Here is a 14,569-nt window from a genome sequence, read left to right on the forward strand (position 1 = left end):
TCAGCGCACTTCGCGCCGGCCTCATGCTCGGTCAGGATGCCGATGATCTGTTCTTCGCTGTATCTCGTTCGCTTCATTGTCCGTCCCTTCGTTGGGTCGGACTCTAATTCCAAATGGAGGAAAAATCCCGTGGCAGGTCAACACCATCACTTCAGCACGGGGGCAATCCCAGCCGGTGCTGATTGCGTTCTTGGCAATCAGGATGCGCACCCAATCGTCCTGCTGCACCCGCTGCGGCTCGATATAGGGAACAGTGTATCGGCCAAAGGTCTCGGTCTTATGCTCACCGAACACGTTCGCGATGCTGTCTTCGGGCAGTTCGGGAAATCGCTCAAGGATCACATCCAGCCATTTGCCTATGTCATTAGGGTTCGGCGCATCCGGCACTTGCAGCACCATAAGGGGCTGCACCTTGCTCCCGTCGCCTTGTTCCTCAGCATAACCCGCCCATGCTTCAGTGATATTTTGCAGCTTGTCTGCCCCACGGCGGAGAAGCACGGTCTCAAAATCCCCAACCTCGTCTGGCACGTCCATCGTGATCGTGTCTTTCAAGAGGCCCGATGCCTGCACTAGACCGGAATCCACCTGTACATGCGGCAGGGTCGTGCGGCCCTGCATCCCTTCAAGTGCTTTGTTGAAGCGGTCCACAGTGGCTGAGATGCCCCAAACAATCGGAATGGCGGGCGTACCGCCAGAGCCGTTGATGAGCTGTTTCACGATGGTCTGCCTGCCGGAGGCCGCAGCAATCCCGCCATCGGGCTTCATGCCCCTGTGCGCTTCGTCCAGCACAAGGTGGAGCGTCAATTCGGAATCTTCGATGGTGTTGCGGATCGTGTCCCAGATGGTGAAGGCGCGCATGTCGGGCATAATCTTCTGTCCGTCGGCGGTCTCTAGGCTGTCATCGTCCGGGTCATGGCCACGCGTCAGAAGGCTGCTTTTGGACAGCTTCTGCGTGTTGAGGAAGTAGATCTTCCCCGCCTCTAGGGTCTCCCGATTGAAGGTATTCTCTACCGTCACAAGGTCGGAAATGGTTAGCTTGTCGGACGCCTCCTGCAAGCGCCACTTCGATTGCGTGTTGAGCGATGGGTCATCGCTGAACCAGATCACGACTGCGCCGGGGTCGGGTTCGAACTCCAATTCGTCATTGCCGAACAGAAGCGCCTCGAACACGGCGGCGGCCATGACCGTCTTACCGGAGCCGGTTGTGGCGGCGAGTGAAAACGCGGTCTTCATGTCGTGGTCTTGCCAGAACACCCGCGCCTTTTTCATGTTGTCCAATACATCGGCCACGGCTTGGGCCTGATAATCGATAAGCGTAAACTTCATTTCTCAGCGCCCCATCGCGAAGCGGAAATTGTTCAAGTAGGATTCATAAAGGCGCACCGGCTCCACCCCGGCGGGCAGTTCCCGTGTGATAGCCTGAAAGCGGCGCTCGTCGTCGGTTACGATATAGGCGATGCGAATATCGCCCTTTTCGGCGATAGCGGCGCAGAAAGGCGTGGCGCGGTCGAGATTGGTCAGAAGGCCATAGGTATCGGCCACTTCCCAGCCTTCTGCCGGTTCCTTGTCGATGCGCCGCCCTTCGCTACCCGCGCGCATCCATAGAAGCGGGGCAATCCGGGCGAAGGCGCGATTGTGGGCGATCTTGACCGGGGTTTCATAGATGAGGGTGAAGAATTCTGCATTTTCCTTGAAGCCCTCCGCCATGGGAAATTCATCAGTGAATTGATAGTCACTTTCGATAGGCACGCCTTCTGGCGTCGTCCCAACGATAGCGGCTTCGATCCGAGGCTTTGTTATGTAGTCGCAGATTCCATGTTGTTCCCATTCGTGGTCGCCTGGACGAAGTGACTTTTGACGCAGCGCTTGCTGTTCGGACGCTTCCACCTCGTTGTTGGTGACAGATATTGATTGCATCCGATGGCCTAACCGTCTGTTGAGCTTAAATACTGCGTGCGCAGTTGTCCCTGAACCGGAGAAAAAGTCCAACACGATAGCGTCCGGCTTGTCCAAAAGGAAGAAACTGAGGCAGTCCTCAACGGCGTAAAGGCTCTTAGGATATGGAAAACTCCTGCTGCCAATTAAGTCCTTCACGATTTCCGTCCCATACCTCTGCGCATCATGAGAAGGTCTGTTCCAATTTGTCGCGGGCATCTTTTCTTTGCCGGTAGGATAATGGGCTTCGATAGATTTATCAGCCTTGCGTCCCGTCACGATAACCTTACCCAACCCAATGTCTCTGACGATGCCGCCGGTCAGATAGCTGATCACATAGGGTTGCGGGGCATCCTTCGTGAATTTCCCGGCTCGCAAATGACCGTCTCGAAGCAAACGTTTCGCAACATCTGGCGTTACACCCCAATTCATTTCAATGCCATTTGGGCGGATAGGTAGAACAGTCACCATTCCTTTCTTTTGGGGTGCATCCTCGACTTTTACATCCTCCGGTAGGGGGGCACCGATTTCAGCTATCCAGCCAGTCTTCTCATCAACATATATTGGATAGAACTGATTGGGACCGCATGCGCCTTTGCCTTTTTTCCCTCGCGCGCCTGCCAAGCTACTCCTGCGGAGGGTATCCCAAACTACAGGGACATTCTCAAGTTGTCTGTCCTCAGGAGCAACCCGAGCATTTCCGAAACGACAAAAGAAGATATACTCGTCGGTTCTCGCGAATTCCGCCGTTCTGCCTGCGCCTGCCGGGTTAATAACAGAAGAAATCATCTGGATCTTTGCCTCTGGGAATACTTGTTCCAGAAGCAGGCCGAGTCGAAGATACTCTTTCTCGTCGATAGTAGCGATTAGTACAGACGAAGTGGGGTCAAGAAGTTCCTTTGCTACCCGAAGACGCCTCTCCATCATGGCGAGCCACTTTGAGTGCCTATAAATATCCTCTTCCCCAACATAGTTGTTATTGTATTTCCAGTCCCGCGCACCTGAATTGTAAGGTGGGTCGATGTAGATGACATCTATCTTGCCACGATGAGTGAAGGTCAGCGCCTCCAACGCGTGGAAATTCTCGCCGTTGATCACGGTGTGATAGGGCTTGCTGCCTCCGCGCTCGACCTTTCCGGTACTGACAAGGCCGGGGTAGATGTAGTCGCGAAACTCCGCGACCACGATCAGGTCAGCCACCGCTACCTCCTGTGTATCTGGCTCTGTTGCGCCGATCAGCGCCACCTGGGCCATGCGCTCGGCCCCTCTGCCGGACAGGCTGCGCACCTTCCAAAGCCGTTGATCGCCCTTCTTCGTCTCGCCACGCGGAGGCAGAATGCGCACCTTGTCACCCTTGCGTATCGGCCGCCCCGGCAGTTCAACGCTTTCGGGCCGGTGCCGCTCGAAGTTCAGGCCAAAGGCGCGACGACTGGTCAGCGCCTTGAACTCGCGTTGCAGCTCTCGCCCCAGATCGGCATCCTTCGATTTCGCCTGAGCGATAAGATCGGTCAGGCGAGACATTGGCGGGCCTCCTGTCGGGGTGGGCTGTGAGGGGGTGGTGTGCGTCTGCTTCGGATCATCTTCTTGCTCTTGCGGCAAAAGGGCCGGTGTCTGTTAGCGATTGAAAAGGAAGGGGTTTCTCCCGATCATCGTCAACTTCGCATTTCAGGGCGCAAGAGGCTAGAGGGAAGTGAAGCGCTCCGGGCAGGATTAACCCACCCGGAGCGGCAGCAGTATCTGCCAACTGCAATGGGTTCGTATCCTTTGACCTGTTATCTTGCCCTCAAAACGTCATGCAATTTCTTGTCGATGATTAAGTCATGCAATTTCTTGTCGATGATTAAACTGGCTTCCGTCAGGCTGTGGATCGAGTTCCATGAGTCCGCTGCCTAATTCATTTTGTGTTTGGACTGCGGTTGAGCATATGCTGGCGGCGCTCTTAGCTGGTTTGTCGCGGAAAAGGTGCCGGTACTATCAGACCGATTACCTTAGACTTCTCTACTAAACCAGTAATTGTACTCCTAATGGCGGTTTGCATTGGGGACAATTGGAACGAGATGGGGTCACTGGATAAAGTCCTTCCCGACGTCCATTAAGTCAAAGGTGAGCTCAGCCGTTCTACCCTCGATTTCCACGTCACTCAGGAAGTAAAAAGAAACATCCTGAATGCCCAATAATGCATCCACTCCGCTGGGAATAAGTGCTGCGGCTGCTATGCATGTCTCAAAGCTAGCGAGTTGAAGCGGCTGGCCGTCTACTGTACTTCTCCTGATCTCAATTTCACGCCTGTCCGTTCCCATGATGTTATAATAAAATTTGTCTGCTGGAAGTTGCAGGCATCTTGCCGTCGCCACGGAGGGGAAATCCGAAACCCTCAACACGTTTACCTTTTCGTTATTGAGTATCGTGTCTACACCATGCGGCGCGACGATCTCTTCGAAGAAGAGGCGTAGTTCTCGGTATTTATTTGGTCGAGACTTCATGCAGTGCAGATAATGCTCACAAGCAGAGGCGGAACCGACTGGACTAAGGACTCTAACTTGAAAACATCTCTGATTTTCCCAATATCTATCCATTTCCTTTCTGGCGTCCTGAAGGCTTGCTGGATGACATTTTTCGATTTTGGGAGAAACCAGATCATTTCCCCACGAAAACGCCTCCACTATGTACTCCATCTGATTTCCTGTTCTTAGTTGAGTGTCGGACTTGAAAATCACGATGTTATCAAAAAGCGAGGCCTACAACCCCTAGAGGGGTGTTTCTGGTTAGGTCTGGTGGTAAGCGGTTATAAGTTGGAATTTGAAACCCGCGCGGATTGTAGATTAGCCGTCAGCAGGTCCCGCAGTTCGCCATTCGTACCTCCCCAAGGGGCGTCGCCATCTTGGTTGTGTGGCGTAGAAGCTGTCGAGTTCAATGACGTGTGTGGCAGAGAAAAGGTTGACCGGCTTGCCAAGTCTGACATTCTGTCGGGCGGTTTCAAACATGGAATCGAAAGTCTTGGCCCGAGCGGTCAGAGACCCCACGCCTTTGAGCAACCAAGTTGCCCGCTCTTGGAAGAAGTCGTAGCACTGATCCTCGAACAGATACTGGATCCCAATGCGCTCGGCGGCCCATGAGCGGAGCGTGCCATAGAGATAGAATACGGGTTGGCCTTGGGCTGGCCTCAGAAAGAGGGGTGCAACAGGGGCTGGTCCTTCTCCTCGCGTTCTCCAGCAATGCATGGTCGCGGGCGAGGTGTTGACTAGGGCGGCGGCTTGCGGCGACGAAAGAAGCCACCAGGGCGGAATCACCGGCCAAAGGGCGGAATCCTTATACAAATTGGCCCCAGGTTTCTTGGGCATTATTTATATCCTATATTTTGAGAACAGATTCTGGGGTGTAGGTAGTGTAGGTAAAGAAGGTACTTTTCTGGAATCGAAACAGAATAGAAAGGTACCTTCAGAGCCTACACTACCTACACCAATCAGTGACGCGACCGCCGCAAAGATACCCCTGACCAAACCATACCTTCCTTAGTTCGGGTCGGGACGATCTTCGTTTTCTTAATCATTTCTGCCCGGAACTGCGGCTGGCTCAGTGGTCTCAAACCGTTCTCGCCGCACCACATCCGATAGTGAAACTGGAGCTCCTTGGCTCCGACCTTGCCGTCTGGCGTGAAGTTGCAGCTGTCTTCGATGAAGCCGAAGATCATGTCTGAGGATTGGACATATCTGGCGGCCTCGGCCTTCAAGTCTTCTGGGATGGCAAGCCCGTTCGCCCGGTAGGATTCAAGGCCTTCCAGAAGACGGTTCAGTATCCCAGAGGCTTCAGCTTGCAGCTTTTCCGGTAGCGATGAGTCCCGTTTCTCTTCAGGGATAACCTTGTTGAACGGTATCAAAGCTATCCGACGGCCCATCGCGCCGTCTGCCCCATTGATGACCGGTAGAGCGTTGGTAATCATGAACATTACGAACTCCGGGTCGAATTCAAACAGTTCTTTATGCAAGAACCGGGCAGTGATAGGATCACCGCCAGTGATCCGCTTTACCAACGGCGCATCAAGGATCTCGCCCGTCGCAAGTTCGGAGGTTGCAACCATCCGGGCACCTTTTAGGCGGGCGAGATCGTTTCGAATGCCAGGGTTTTTTTGCTTGATGAATGTAGATGGCTCAGCGTTCATCGCGTAGCCGCCCATGGCGTGGGTAACCGCGTTCACTAGTGTCGACTTGCCGTTCGCACCTGGGCCGTAGCACAAGATGAATACCTGCTCCTTAGGCTGCCCCAAGAGTGCGTAACCGAACAATCGCAGAGCAAAATCACGATGTTCTTGGGGGAGAATGTCCTCCAGCAGTTTGTCAAAGAACGGGCATGATGCTTGGTGGTCGAATCTGGCGTTCCCGACTTTTGTCACTAGATCGTCTGGATCGTGATCGCGAAGCAAACCTGTGCTCAGATCGAGAGTCCCATTTTGAAGGTTGAAGAGGCTAGGTTGCGCGTCGTAGCTGGCCCATTTGGTGCGAAGACAATCATCGCTGGCTGCCAAGGAGATGGCCTTCGCAAGTTTTCCGGCTCCGAGGATCTGACGCGCCCGCTTGGCCGCATCATTGTCTGGATCACTGTTCGCATGCGCAGACTCATAAATGCGTTCTGCGAACTTTTTGGCGCATTCCTGAACTGCGGAGCCATTAGTATCCGGTTCCCAGGCGATCCCGTCGTAAGCCATCCAGCCGACCGCTTCAGTGCTGCGAAATGTCGGCGAAAGATGCGCCGCCAACTCACGGGACAATGGAACGTCGTCGTAATTTGCTAAACCGTTGGCTGCGTATCCTGAAACGCTTTTAGCGATCGCGCGCACCTCAGCCTCGGCCAATGGAGAGGGAGATCCCGCATTCGTCACCATCAATTGGCGATAGAGCTGGTCTGCGTCGTATCCATGTTTTCGGCGATAAAAACCCGCTAAGCTGGTCAGATCGTTATTACGAGATCCTTCGCGCATAAACCCAGCGACGGGAGAGTTCGTGTTTGCGGCAGATCCTTTTGAAGATGTCAGTTTTTCCACCAGCCATTCCGGCGCGTTCTCAATACTATTCATCATCTGGGGTCTCCCATACGTATTTTTTTCCTGACAGGTGAATAGAAGGCGGGGCCACCACATATCCTCCGTTGGCGCGGATATCTATTGCAGCGCCAAGTTTCCCCGTGCTGCAACCGAATGGGCGGTCTGGCATGTTCAAATAGATATGAACCCCACCGCTTCCGGTTCGCACGCGTGCGGAAAACGGGATATGTCCAAATTCCCGATCGAGCGCTGCTAACGCGCCAAATCCATCTTTGCCCGGCCCGCAGTCGATATCGATTACGAAGAGACCGGAAACCTCACCTGTTGCGATGGCAATATTCGCGTTCGGGTGGTCAGACCACCAAGCCTCAATTGTTTTCAGCTCGGTGGTGGCATTCTTGAACCCACCCGCATGGAGCGGATGTTTCCCCGGGCTGCTGCAGTCCTGCTTCCCACAGGTGCAACGCCCATCTTTGATGCCGTGCACGGGAAAGACGGACCAACCGGCCTCGGCATATATAAATGCATGATCCAAGATGCTCATATCATGCCTCCCCGAACGAACGTGTGGGGTGGGTCTCATTCTTAGCGAGCCATCCCTCGATCGCGTCGCGCCGGTACAGAACCTTGCGTCCGACTTTTGCGCGACCGGGGCCAACACGCAGCGCATGCCAGCGGCTCAATGTGCGCTGGGAGACGCCGAGAAGCTCGGCGACGTCAGCGGGTTTCAGGTAGGTGGTACTGTGAGGCATCGAAATCTCCTATGTTTTCCTGTGTGGAGACTTCTAGCCGTGAGTGACGTTCTCGTTTGGCGGTTGCTTTGTCAAAGACCTTCGGGCGGCCAACTCCGCAGGCTAAATTCCTCAAGAGAAGCAAGAAAGCTAGCTATTGCTAGAATGCCGCGCGCGTCATCAATTTGACCGTTTTCCCAGAGCTCGGGCGTCTCTACCAGGATTGCGAATAATTCGACCGGGTCACTTGGCAGGTCATCATTAAAGTACCATGCCGTTAACCATGCATAGAGACGTGGCCCCATTTTTGGAGGCTGCCCGCCACCTTGTCCTGTTAGACCAAGCACGCGATTAACTTGGCTGGTTTTCAACGTGATGCTAACGAACGCCCGCTCGTTTGTGCTGTCGATCAGGTTGGCTTGCGTGCCAAAATCGCTGTCATGGCTGTAGTTTAAGGAATGATCTTGCCATTCGGCATCCGTCATAGGCTCCTTTTTGTTACTTGTTCGCGTGAACGGCAAATGGAGATCAAGCCATCCGACAGATGCTGCGCTTTCGATCCGCCCACGGCGCAAGGCATCTATCACTGTGTCGACTTGCGCCTGGCTCAGATTGTCGAAAAGCCATCCGAGTGGAACGGTACGGTTTTCAATAGGCTTGTTTAGGTGGCGGCGAGTATCGTGATGGGTTTCCCCTGACAGGTTGGTCATAGAGTGTTCTCCAAGGCGTTGCGGCGTTAGTGCTGGACTTGGAGATGGCAGTGACTGCGCGGCATGACAAGCCGGGCTGCAGTGCAATTAAGCCACTGTCATTAAACTAAAATTTCAAGATATCACTGCAGTGAAACCGCTTGAAAAAATCACTTGCCGGGAAAATTGGAAGCCATTTTGTTGGCCGCATTGCGCAATGGATCATCCATCAAATGGGCGTACCGCATAGTGGTCTGATGCTGTGAATGACCCAGTAGTTTCCCGATGGTTTCAAGGGTTTCGCCGCTCGACACCAAGGTGGACGCAAAGGAATGGCGCAGATCATGGACTCTCAAATCGGGCATGCCAGTTTCCTTCCTGAGCCAGCGCCAAGGCCGATTGATATCTGGAAGATGCCCCCCCGTTGCGGTCGGGAATAGAAAACTACCGTCTGCAGTCTCATGCATGGCCTTCAATAGAACGAGTGCCTCATTGGACAGGGGAATCCTTTTGCGCTTCCTGTCCTTGCTCTTGTGAGGCGGCCTGTTCCAGATTCCCAGGCTCAGATCAAGATCGGCCCATTCGAGCCCCAGCACCTCACCGCGCCGTGCGCCGGTTAAGATAAGCAAACGAATTGCGTTCGCTGCTTTGCGGTTTTCCATTGCGTCAAGCGCTGCAAAGACGCGCTCATACTCATCCTTTGAAAGGTACCTCTCACGGGAATGCTCTGCATTCCGGCGGAAGCCATCTGCAGGGTTCTTCTCGATCCAGTCCCACCTTATAGCAAGGTTGAGAGCCTTCCGCAGAACCTCCAGAACGCGGTTTGCGCGGGTAGGCGCCGTCATGCTGATCTTGGCATGAAGGCGATCGATCTGGCGGCTCGTGAGCTCTCTGACGGCTATGGAACGCAGATCCGGAAGGATATAGTTGGCCCACATTCCGCGTTGATCAGTCTGGCTTCGAGGGGAAAGCGTCTGAAGGTGAACCTTCTCGTACTCATCCCAGAGATCGGCCACATTTGGAGCCTCGCGTCGTTCGTTGCGCTCCTCCAAGGGGTCTGCACCCTGATCGATGAGCCTACGTAATCCTGCGGCTTTTTCACGGGCAGCGGCGGCGCTCCAAGCGGGAGACTTGCCGATCGTGTACCTGCGTTCTTTCCGGTTGATGTGATAGTTCAAGACGAAGGCTTTGGTCCCCGTCTTGGTGACACGCAACCCAAATCCGGGAACCTCGCTATCGTAATGAATCTTGTTGCCTGTCTCTGGGGCGGCAGCTTTCTTGACAAACGTCTCGTTGATCTTTTGCACCTTGTGTCCGTTCTGTGTCCGGCTAAATATTGGAAATCAATGACACGCGGCGTCTCCCAATGTCAATGAAAAGCATTGATATTGCACTGCAATCAAAGAGAATTGCAGAGATTCCTTGAGGAAATCGAAGGTATGGCACGCAGGCTCATAACCTGAAGGTCGTAGGTTCAAATCCTACTCCCGCAACCATAAATACTATACTTTGCATAACCTCCTGTTCACAGGAGGTTTTTTGCTGTCCGGGCTTCCCCGCATCACCAAGGCTCAGCGCCAGAATGCCCGCAAGCGCGCCGTGAAGGTCCAGCTGCGGCTCCATGCGCTTGCCGCCTGTCGGCACCGGCGTGACCACGATCTTCTCGATCAGGCCACGGATCGCCTCGCGGGCATCGCCATCGCGGCATGGCTCGTGATCTGACCCTCGCAAACTGGACCGTTTAAAGGTGGAGTTTCCGCTACGATTTCCCGGCTGGGAGAGGAGCGGACTCACATGAAGGCATCGAAGTTTTCGGACGCGCACCGGGGTAGACTTCTTGGCGCGGATGCGACAAAGAACTGGGCCTGACAGAACCCCGCGCGCGTGCGCCTTTCTCAGACAGATACCATGGACCTCATCTCACTGCCTTGCAATCCTGGCCGCGAAACTGTGCGCAGGCCATTTCTGTTCGTAAGCTCCTCGGGCATGCGCGCCCGTCCATGCCGGACCACAAGCATTGGTGAAAGCGGCCTCCTGATGCGCACTGATACCGACAACATTACCCTTGCTGACATGGCGCCCAGCCTCGTGCGTTTTGACAGGCTCTTGCCCGGAGCGGATCGATAATGGTTCGTGTCAGCGTGCTTACCAATGCGACGAGCGGCAACAATCGCAAAGGGCTCGTGCGTCTCACCACTCGATTATCTGCATACAGTCACGTTACGCATCACGTGACCCGCTCGCCCGAAGAGGCACGTGCACTGATGCCCGCATTGTACAACGCGGCCCCGGACGTGGTGATTATCAACGGCGGCGACGGCACAATTTCGGCCACGCTCGGCCTGATGCTCGCACATTGGCGCGCTGAGACGCTGCCCCTCGTCATGCTGCTACCGGGCGGCACGTCCAACATGACGGCAGGCGATATTGGGCTGGCCTCCTCGCCCGCCCGCGCGCTTGACCGGGTGTGCCGCTGGCTCGACGCCGGCGCGCCGCTGAAAGGAGGGGACATCCGCAGCCGCCATATCATGCGCGTGACAGGAGCCGCCGATGGTGCTGTGCGCTATGGCATGTTCCTGGGTACCGGCGCGATCATGCAGGCCACGCGCTTTGCCCATGAAAAGGTTCATTCGCGGGGCCTGCGCGGAGAGTGGAGCCTTGGGCTCATCCTCATCCGCACGCTCTGGGGACTTGTCCGGCAAGATGCGCGCTTTTACCAGCCCACCCATGTCGGCCTTGCACTGCACGGTCCGGAGACAGCCCCCGTCCGCCGCGCCGAGGCTCCCATGCTCATTCTGGTGGCAAGCACGCTCGACCGGCTGTTCCTGGGTATGCGCCCGTTCTGGGCGCAGGAGAGCGGGAGCATCGGCCTCACCGCCATTCGGGGTGGCGCCGAAAGATTCGGACGCACGATCCTTTCGGTACTGCGGGGACGGCTCAATCGGCACACCACCCCCGGGAAGGGCTACGAAAGCTTCCGCACCGACCGTATCGAGATGCACCTTGACGGCGAGTTGAATCTAGACGGCGAGCTTTTCATGACCGAAGGCGGCAAGAATCCCCTTGTCGTGAGCGTCGAAGGTCCGATCCGTTTCCTGCGTCCACCGCAATGAGACCCGCACGATATCTCGACCGTCCCGGGCCCGGGGGCGTAAGACCCGGCTGTCGCATCTGGGGCAACCCGGGCGCAGACCCCGGTTGTGACGCCACCTAAACCCGTAAGATTGTTACAAGCCCGTGCGCCAGAACGGCGGGTCCTTGCCACAGAGCGCTTGCAGATCAAGAAGCAAAACCCGATCAGCAGCGAACAAACCGTTCATCGCGCAGAGGTGCGTCTTGTCCAAATACATCCTCGGAAGCCGTCTTAACCACAAGGTGCTCGACAGTCGGGTCGCTGCGACAGCACTGTGGCTTGTCGATCTTGCCCTGATCGGCACCATCAGCGCCTTTTTCGCGGCGCTGCCACTGACCTGGGCCTCGGCCACGGGCACGCGGTTCGGCCGCTTTCTGGGGCGTGTCTTCAGGAACCGTACCCGCCACGTATGCGCCAACCTGGTGCTGGCGCTGCCCGGCACGTCGCCCGAAGAGATCGAGCAGCTGGCTGAAGAGGTCTGGGGCAATGCCGGCGCGGTCTTCGCCGAGTATCCGCACCTGGCAAAGTTCACTGACCCCAAGCATGGCCTTCTGCGCATCGAGACGGTCGAGCCCGACCCCGCCTATTGCCGCCCCGGCACGCCGGTTGTGTTCGTCGCTGCCCATCTCGCGAATTGGGAGGTGGCCTGCGCCGCAATGACGCAATTGGGCATCCGTTCGCACGCGCTTTATGCGCCGCTGGCCAATCCGTGGCTTGACAGGATCATGGTGCGCCACCGCTCCAAACTCGGTTGCGAGACGGTCTCGCGCGAGGCCGGGCTGCGGGGTTTTCTCGAAGCGCTCAAGAGCGGCGAAGCCCCGGCGATGATCATCGACCGGCGCATCAAGGGCGGCAAGCCGATCCCCTTCTTCGGAGTGGACAAGGACAGTTCAACCCTGCCTGCGGGCCTTGCGCTGCGCTTTGACGCGCCGCTCGTGCCTGTGCAGGTCGAGCGTCATCCCGGCGCGCGCTTTACCGTACGCTTTCACGCGCCGCTCACGCCGCGTGACCCGGATGCCGATATGAACGCTCAGGCGCTCGATCTCACTTGCCAGATTCACGAACACTATGAAGACTGGATCCGCGCGCGCCCCGGTGACTGGCTCTGCACCAGCAGGATCTGGCTGGATTCCGCCATTGAAGCGAAGGCGGCCCCAAGCGGTCAGGACTGCCCGCCGGGGCGTGACAAGGCACCTGCCGGTGTCTGATTTTGGTGTCGTGGCGCTCACCCTCAGGGCAGCGCCGCGCACTTGCTCGCAGTGCTCCTTGCGCTTATCCCGCCCGCCGGAGCGGTTCGCCAACCTCGAGCCGGTGAACCACGTCTGCAGCCTTTGCGAGCGCGTCGTTATGGGTGATGGCGAGGATCGTCAGATCGTTTCTCAACACCTTTAGCGTGTCGATGATCTCAGCCTCGCTATTGGGGTCGAGCGCGCTGGTCGCCTCGTCAAGGATCAGGAGCTTCGGCGCGTTGATCAGGGCGCGGGCGATGGCAATACGCTGCCGCTGCCCGCCAGACAACTTGCCGCCGCGCTCTCCCACCATGGTCGCCAACCCCTCGGGCAGGGAGCGTACGAATTCCCAGGCCCCGGCCTTTTGCAGCGTGGCGATGACCTGCGCCTCGGAAATGGCAGGATCGCCGAGTGTAACATTGTGAAGCACTGTGTCATGCAGGAGCACAGTTTCCTGCGGAACATAGCCAACCATCCTTCGCCAGCGGCGCAGGTCCACCGCCTCGAACGGCACCCCGTCGATACTTATTCGGCCGCTTTCGGGGCGCAGGAGGCCGGTCACGAGGTCGATGATCGTGGTCTTACCCGAGCCCGACGGACCAATGAGCGTCGTGATCCGATGCGCCGGAACCTCGAGACCGACACCGCTTAGAACCGAATACCCCTCATAGGCAAAGCGCAGCTCGCTGAGTGTGATGCCGCGTTCCAGCGTGGGTGTGACGAGACCGCCCAGATGCTCTTGTTCGGCTGCGGCACGCGCGCTCGTGTCCTTGAGCGACCAATAAGCGCTCTCAGTTTGCGCGAGTTTCTGATACTGTTTCTGCACTTTACCAAGAAAGGCAAAGGTCCGCCCCAGCGCAACCGCGAGGATGAGCACGGTGGCGAACTCCATCGACAGAACGTCGATCGCCAGATAGATCCCCAAGGCGATCAGCATCACGAACATCAAATCCTGGCCCGAATCGAGTGCTGCGCCCGCCAGCACCTGCTTGCGCAGCGTCTTGTTGAGGCGATTGGTCTCGCCGCTCAGCACTTCGTCGATCTGGGCTTCGCGCGCCATCGCCTTGAGCGGCTTGACAGAGTGCAGCGTGTCGGTGAGGTGGGAGACCAGTGATGTCATGAGTTCGGTCTGCCGCATGCCTGCCTTGCGCATCATCCGGACGAGGAAATGCGACAGCCAGATTACCGTGGCGCCCGCCATGAGACTGACTACGGTCACCTTCCACGAGACCGCGAGCCCCACTGAACCGTAGACAATCGCCTGAATAAGGAAGGTCAGCGAGGTGGTGCCGTGAAGATAGGCATCTGATGCACGCTGCGCCTCGGTCGCAAGCGCATTGGTCAGCCGGCCCGCCGGTTGATGCAGGAAAAAGCTCCAACGGCTGCGCATCATGTTGCGTAGCACCTCGAGCCGCAGGTCGGTCGCCACCCGCGCCGCAGTATAGCCTACCTGCCGCTGCGCCACGAGCAGCAGGATCGCCTTGACTGTGGCCATGGCGACGATCAGCAATAATAGCGCGCCAAGCGTCGCTGGCACCCCGAGCCATGCCAGAACGTTGAGCACCACCTGCTCCACCTCGCCTGGCGGTTCGGTATGTGCCGCCGCCTCGCCCGAGGACAGCGCGATCTTGAGCATCGGCAGCATCGCCGAGAGGCCAAGCCCCTCAGCCAGCCCTGACAGCAATAACGCCAAGACCATGAGGAGACTGGCCGTCGGATAGGCGCGGAAGAGGTGAAGCATCAAGCGCATGGTTTGGCTCTCCTGTGATCTCTTGCGCTGGAGATCCGGAGTGGGGACCGCTTCACTGCCTCAA

Annotated in this window: 11 protein-coding genes and 1 pseudogene; 3 read left to right on the plus strand and 9 right to left on the minus strand. The window is 56.9% G+C overall.

Features of this window, described 5'->3' with window-relative positions; genetic code table 11:
- Positions 1-768: 768 nt before the first annotated feature.
- The 8 genes and pseudogenes from RID11_RS11775 to RID11_RS11810 all read right to left on the minus strand — a co-directional run.
- A pseudogene (locus tag RID11_RS11775) lies at positions 769-1,326 on the minus strand (DEAD/DEAH box helicase family protein); the annotation flags it as partial.
- A gap of 3 nt (positions 1,327-1,329) precedes the next feature.
- Positions 1,330-3,456, minus strand: a complete 2,127-nt coding sequence (locus tag RID11_RS11780) for a site-specific DNA-methyltransferase (protein WP_350139264.1) — start codon at positions 3,454-3,456, stop codon at positions 1,330-1,332.
- 542 nt (positions 3,457-3,998) lie between these two features.
- Positions 3,999-4,610: a hypothetical protein gene (locus tag RID11_RS11785; RefSeq protein WP_350139266.1), complete on the minus strand. Its 612-nt coding sequence runs from the start codon at positions 4,608-4,610 to the stop codon at positions 3,999-4,001.
- 788 nt (positions 4,611-5,398) lie between these two features.
- The gene (locus RID11_RS11790; RefSeq protein WP_350139269.1) at positions 5,399-7,009 is read right to left on the minus strand and encodes a phage/plasmid primase, P4 family; all 1,611 of its coding nucleotides are present in this window, start codon (positions 7,007-7,009) and stop codon (positions 5,399-5,401) included.
- Positions 6,999-7,517 carry a bifunctional DNA primase/polymerase gene (locus tag RID11_RS11795; RefSeq protein ID WP_350139272.1) on the minus strand — a complete coding sequence of 173 codons (519 nt, stop codon included), beginning with the start codon at positions 7,515-7,517 and terminating at the stop codon, positions 6,999-7,001. The genes RID11_RS11790 and RID11_RS11795 overlap by 11 nt, the downstream gene beginning before the upstream one ends.
- 1 nt (position 7,518) lies before the next feature.
- On the minus strand, positions 7,519-7,725 hold the full coding sequence (locus tag RID11_RS11800) for a helix-turn-helix domain-containing protein (protein WP_350139275.1): 207 nt from the start codon (positions 7,723-7,725) through the stop codon (positions 7,519-7,521).
- Positions 7,726-7,796: 71 nt separating this feature from the next.
- A complete protein-coding gene (locus RID11_RS11805) occupies positions 7,797-8,414 on the minus strand; it encodes a hypothetical protein (RefSeq protein WP_350139278.1) in 618 nt (205 codons plus the stop codon).
- Between the two features lie 149 nt (positions 8,415-8,563).
- Positions 8,564-9,700: a tyrosine-type recombinase/integrase gene (locus tag RID11_RS11810; RefSeq protein ID WP_350139280.1), complete on the minus strand. Its 1,137-nt coding sequence runs from the start codon at positions 9,698-9,700 to the stop codon at positions 8,564-8,566.
- A 232-nt stretch (positions 9,701-9,932) separates the two neighbouring features.
- On the opposite strand from RID11_RS11810, the gene RID11_RS11815 reads away from it, so the two are divergent.
- From RID11_RS11815 to RID11_RS11825, 3 genes are all read left to right on the plus strand, one after another.
- Positions 9,933-10,115 (plus strand): hypothetical protein, encoded by a 183-nt coding sequence (locus tag RID11_RS11815; RefSeq protein WP_350139283.1) that lies wholly within the window; start codon positions 9,933-9,935, stop codon positions 10,113-10,115.
- A gap of 404 nt (positions 10,116-10,519) precedes the next feature.
- The gene (locus RID11_RS11820; protein WP_350139285.1) at positions 10,520-11,506 is read left to right on the plus strand and encodes a diacylglycerol/lipid kinase family protein; all 987 of its coding nucleotides are present in this window, start codon (positions 10,520-10,522) and stop codon (positions 11,504-11,506) included.
- A gap of 223 nt (positions 11,507-11,729) precedes the next feature.
- On the plus strand, positions 11,730-12,734 hold the full coding sequence (locus tag RID11_RS11825) for a lysophospholipid acyltransferase family protein (protein WP_350139288.1): 1,005 nt from the start codon (positions 11,730-11,732) through the stop codon (positions 12,732-12,734).
- 64 nt (positions 12,735-12,798) lie between these two features.
- On the opposite strand, the gene RID11_RS11830 is transcribed toward RID11_RS11825, so the two are convergent.
- Complete coding sequence (locus tag RID11_RS11830; protein ID WP_350139290.1) at positions 12,799-14,505, minus strand: ABC transporter ATP-binding protein; 1,707 nt, start codon at positions 14,503-14,505, stop codon at positions 12,799-12,801.
- Between the last annotated feature and the right edge of the window lie 64 nt (positions 14,506-14,569).

It is taken from the genome of Roseovarius sp. (assembly GCF_040219995.1).
Taxonomy (GTDB): Bacteria; Pseudomonadota; Alphaproteobacteria; order Rhodobacterales; family Rhodobacteraceae; genus Roseovarius.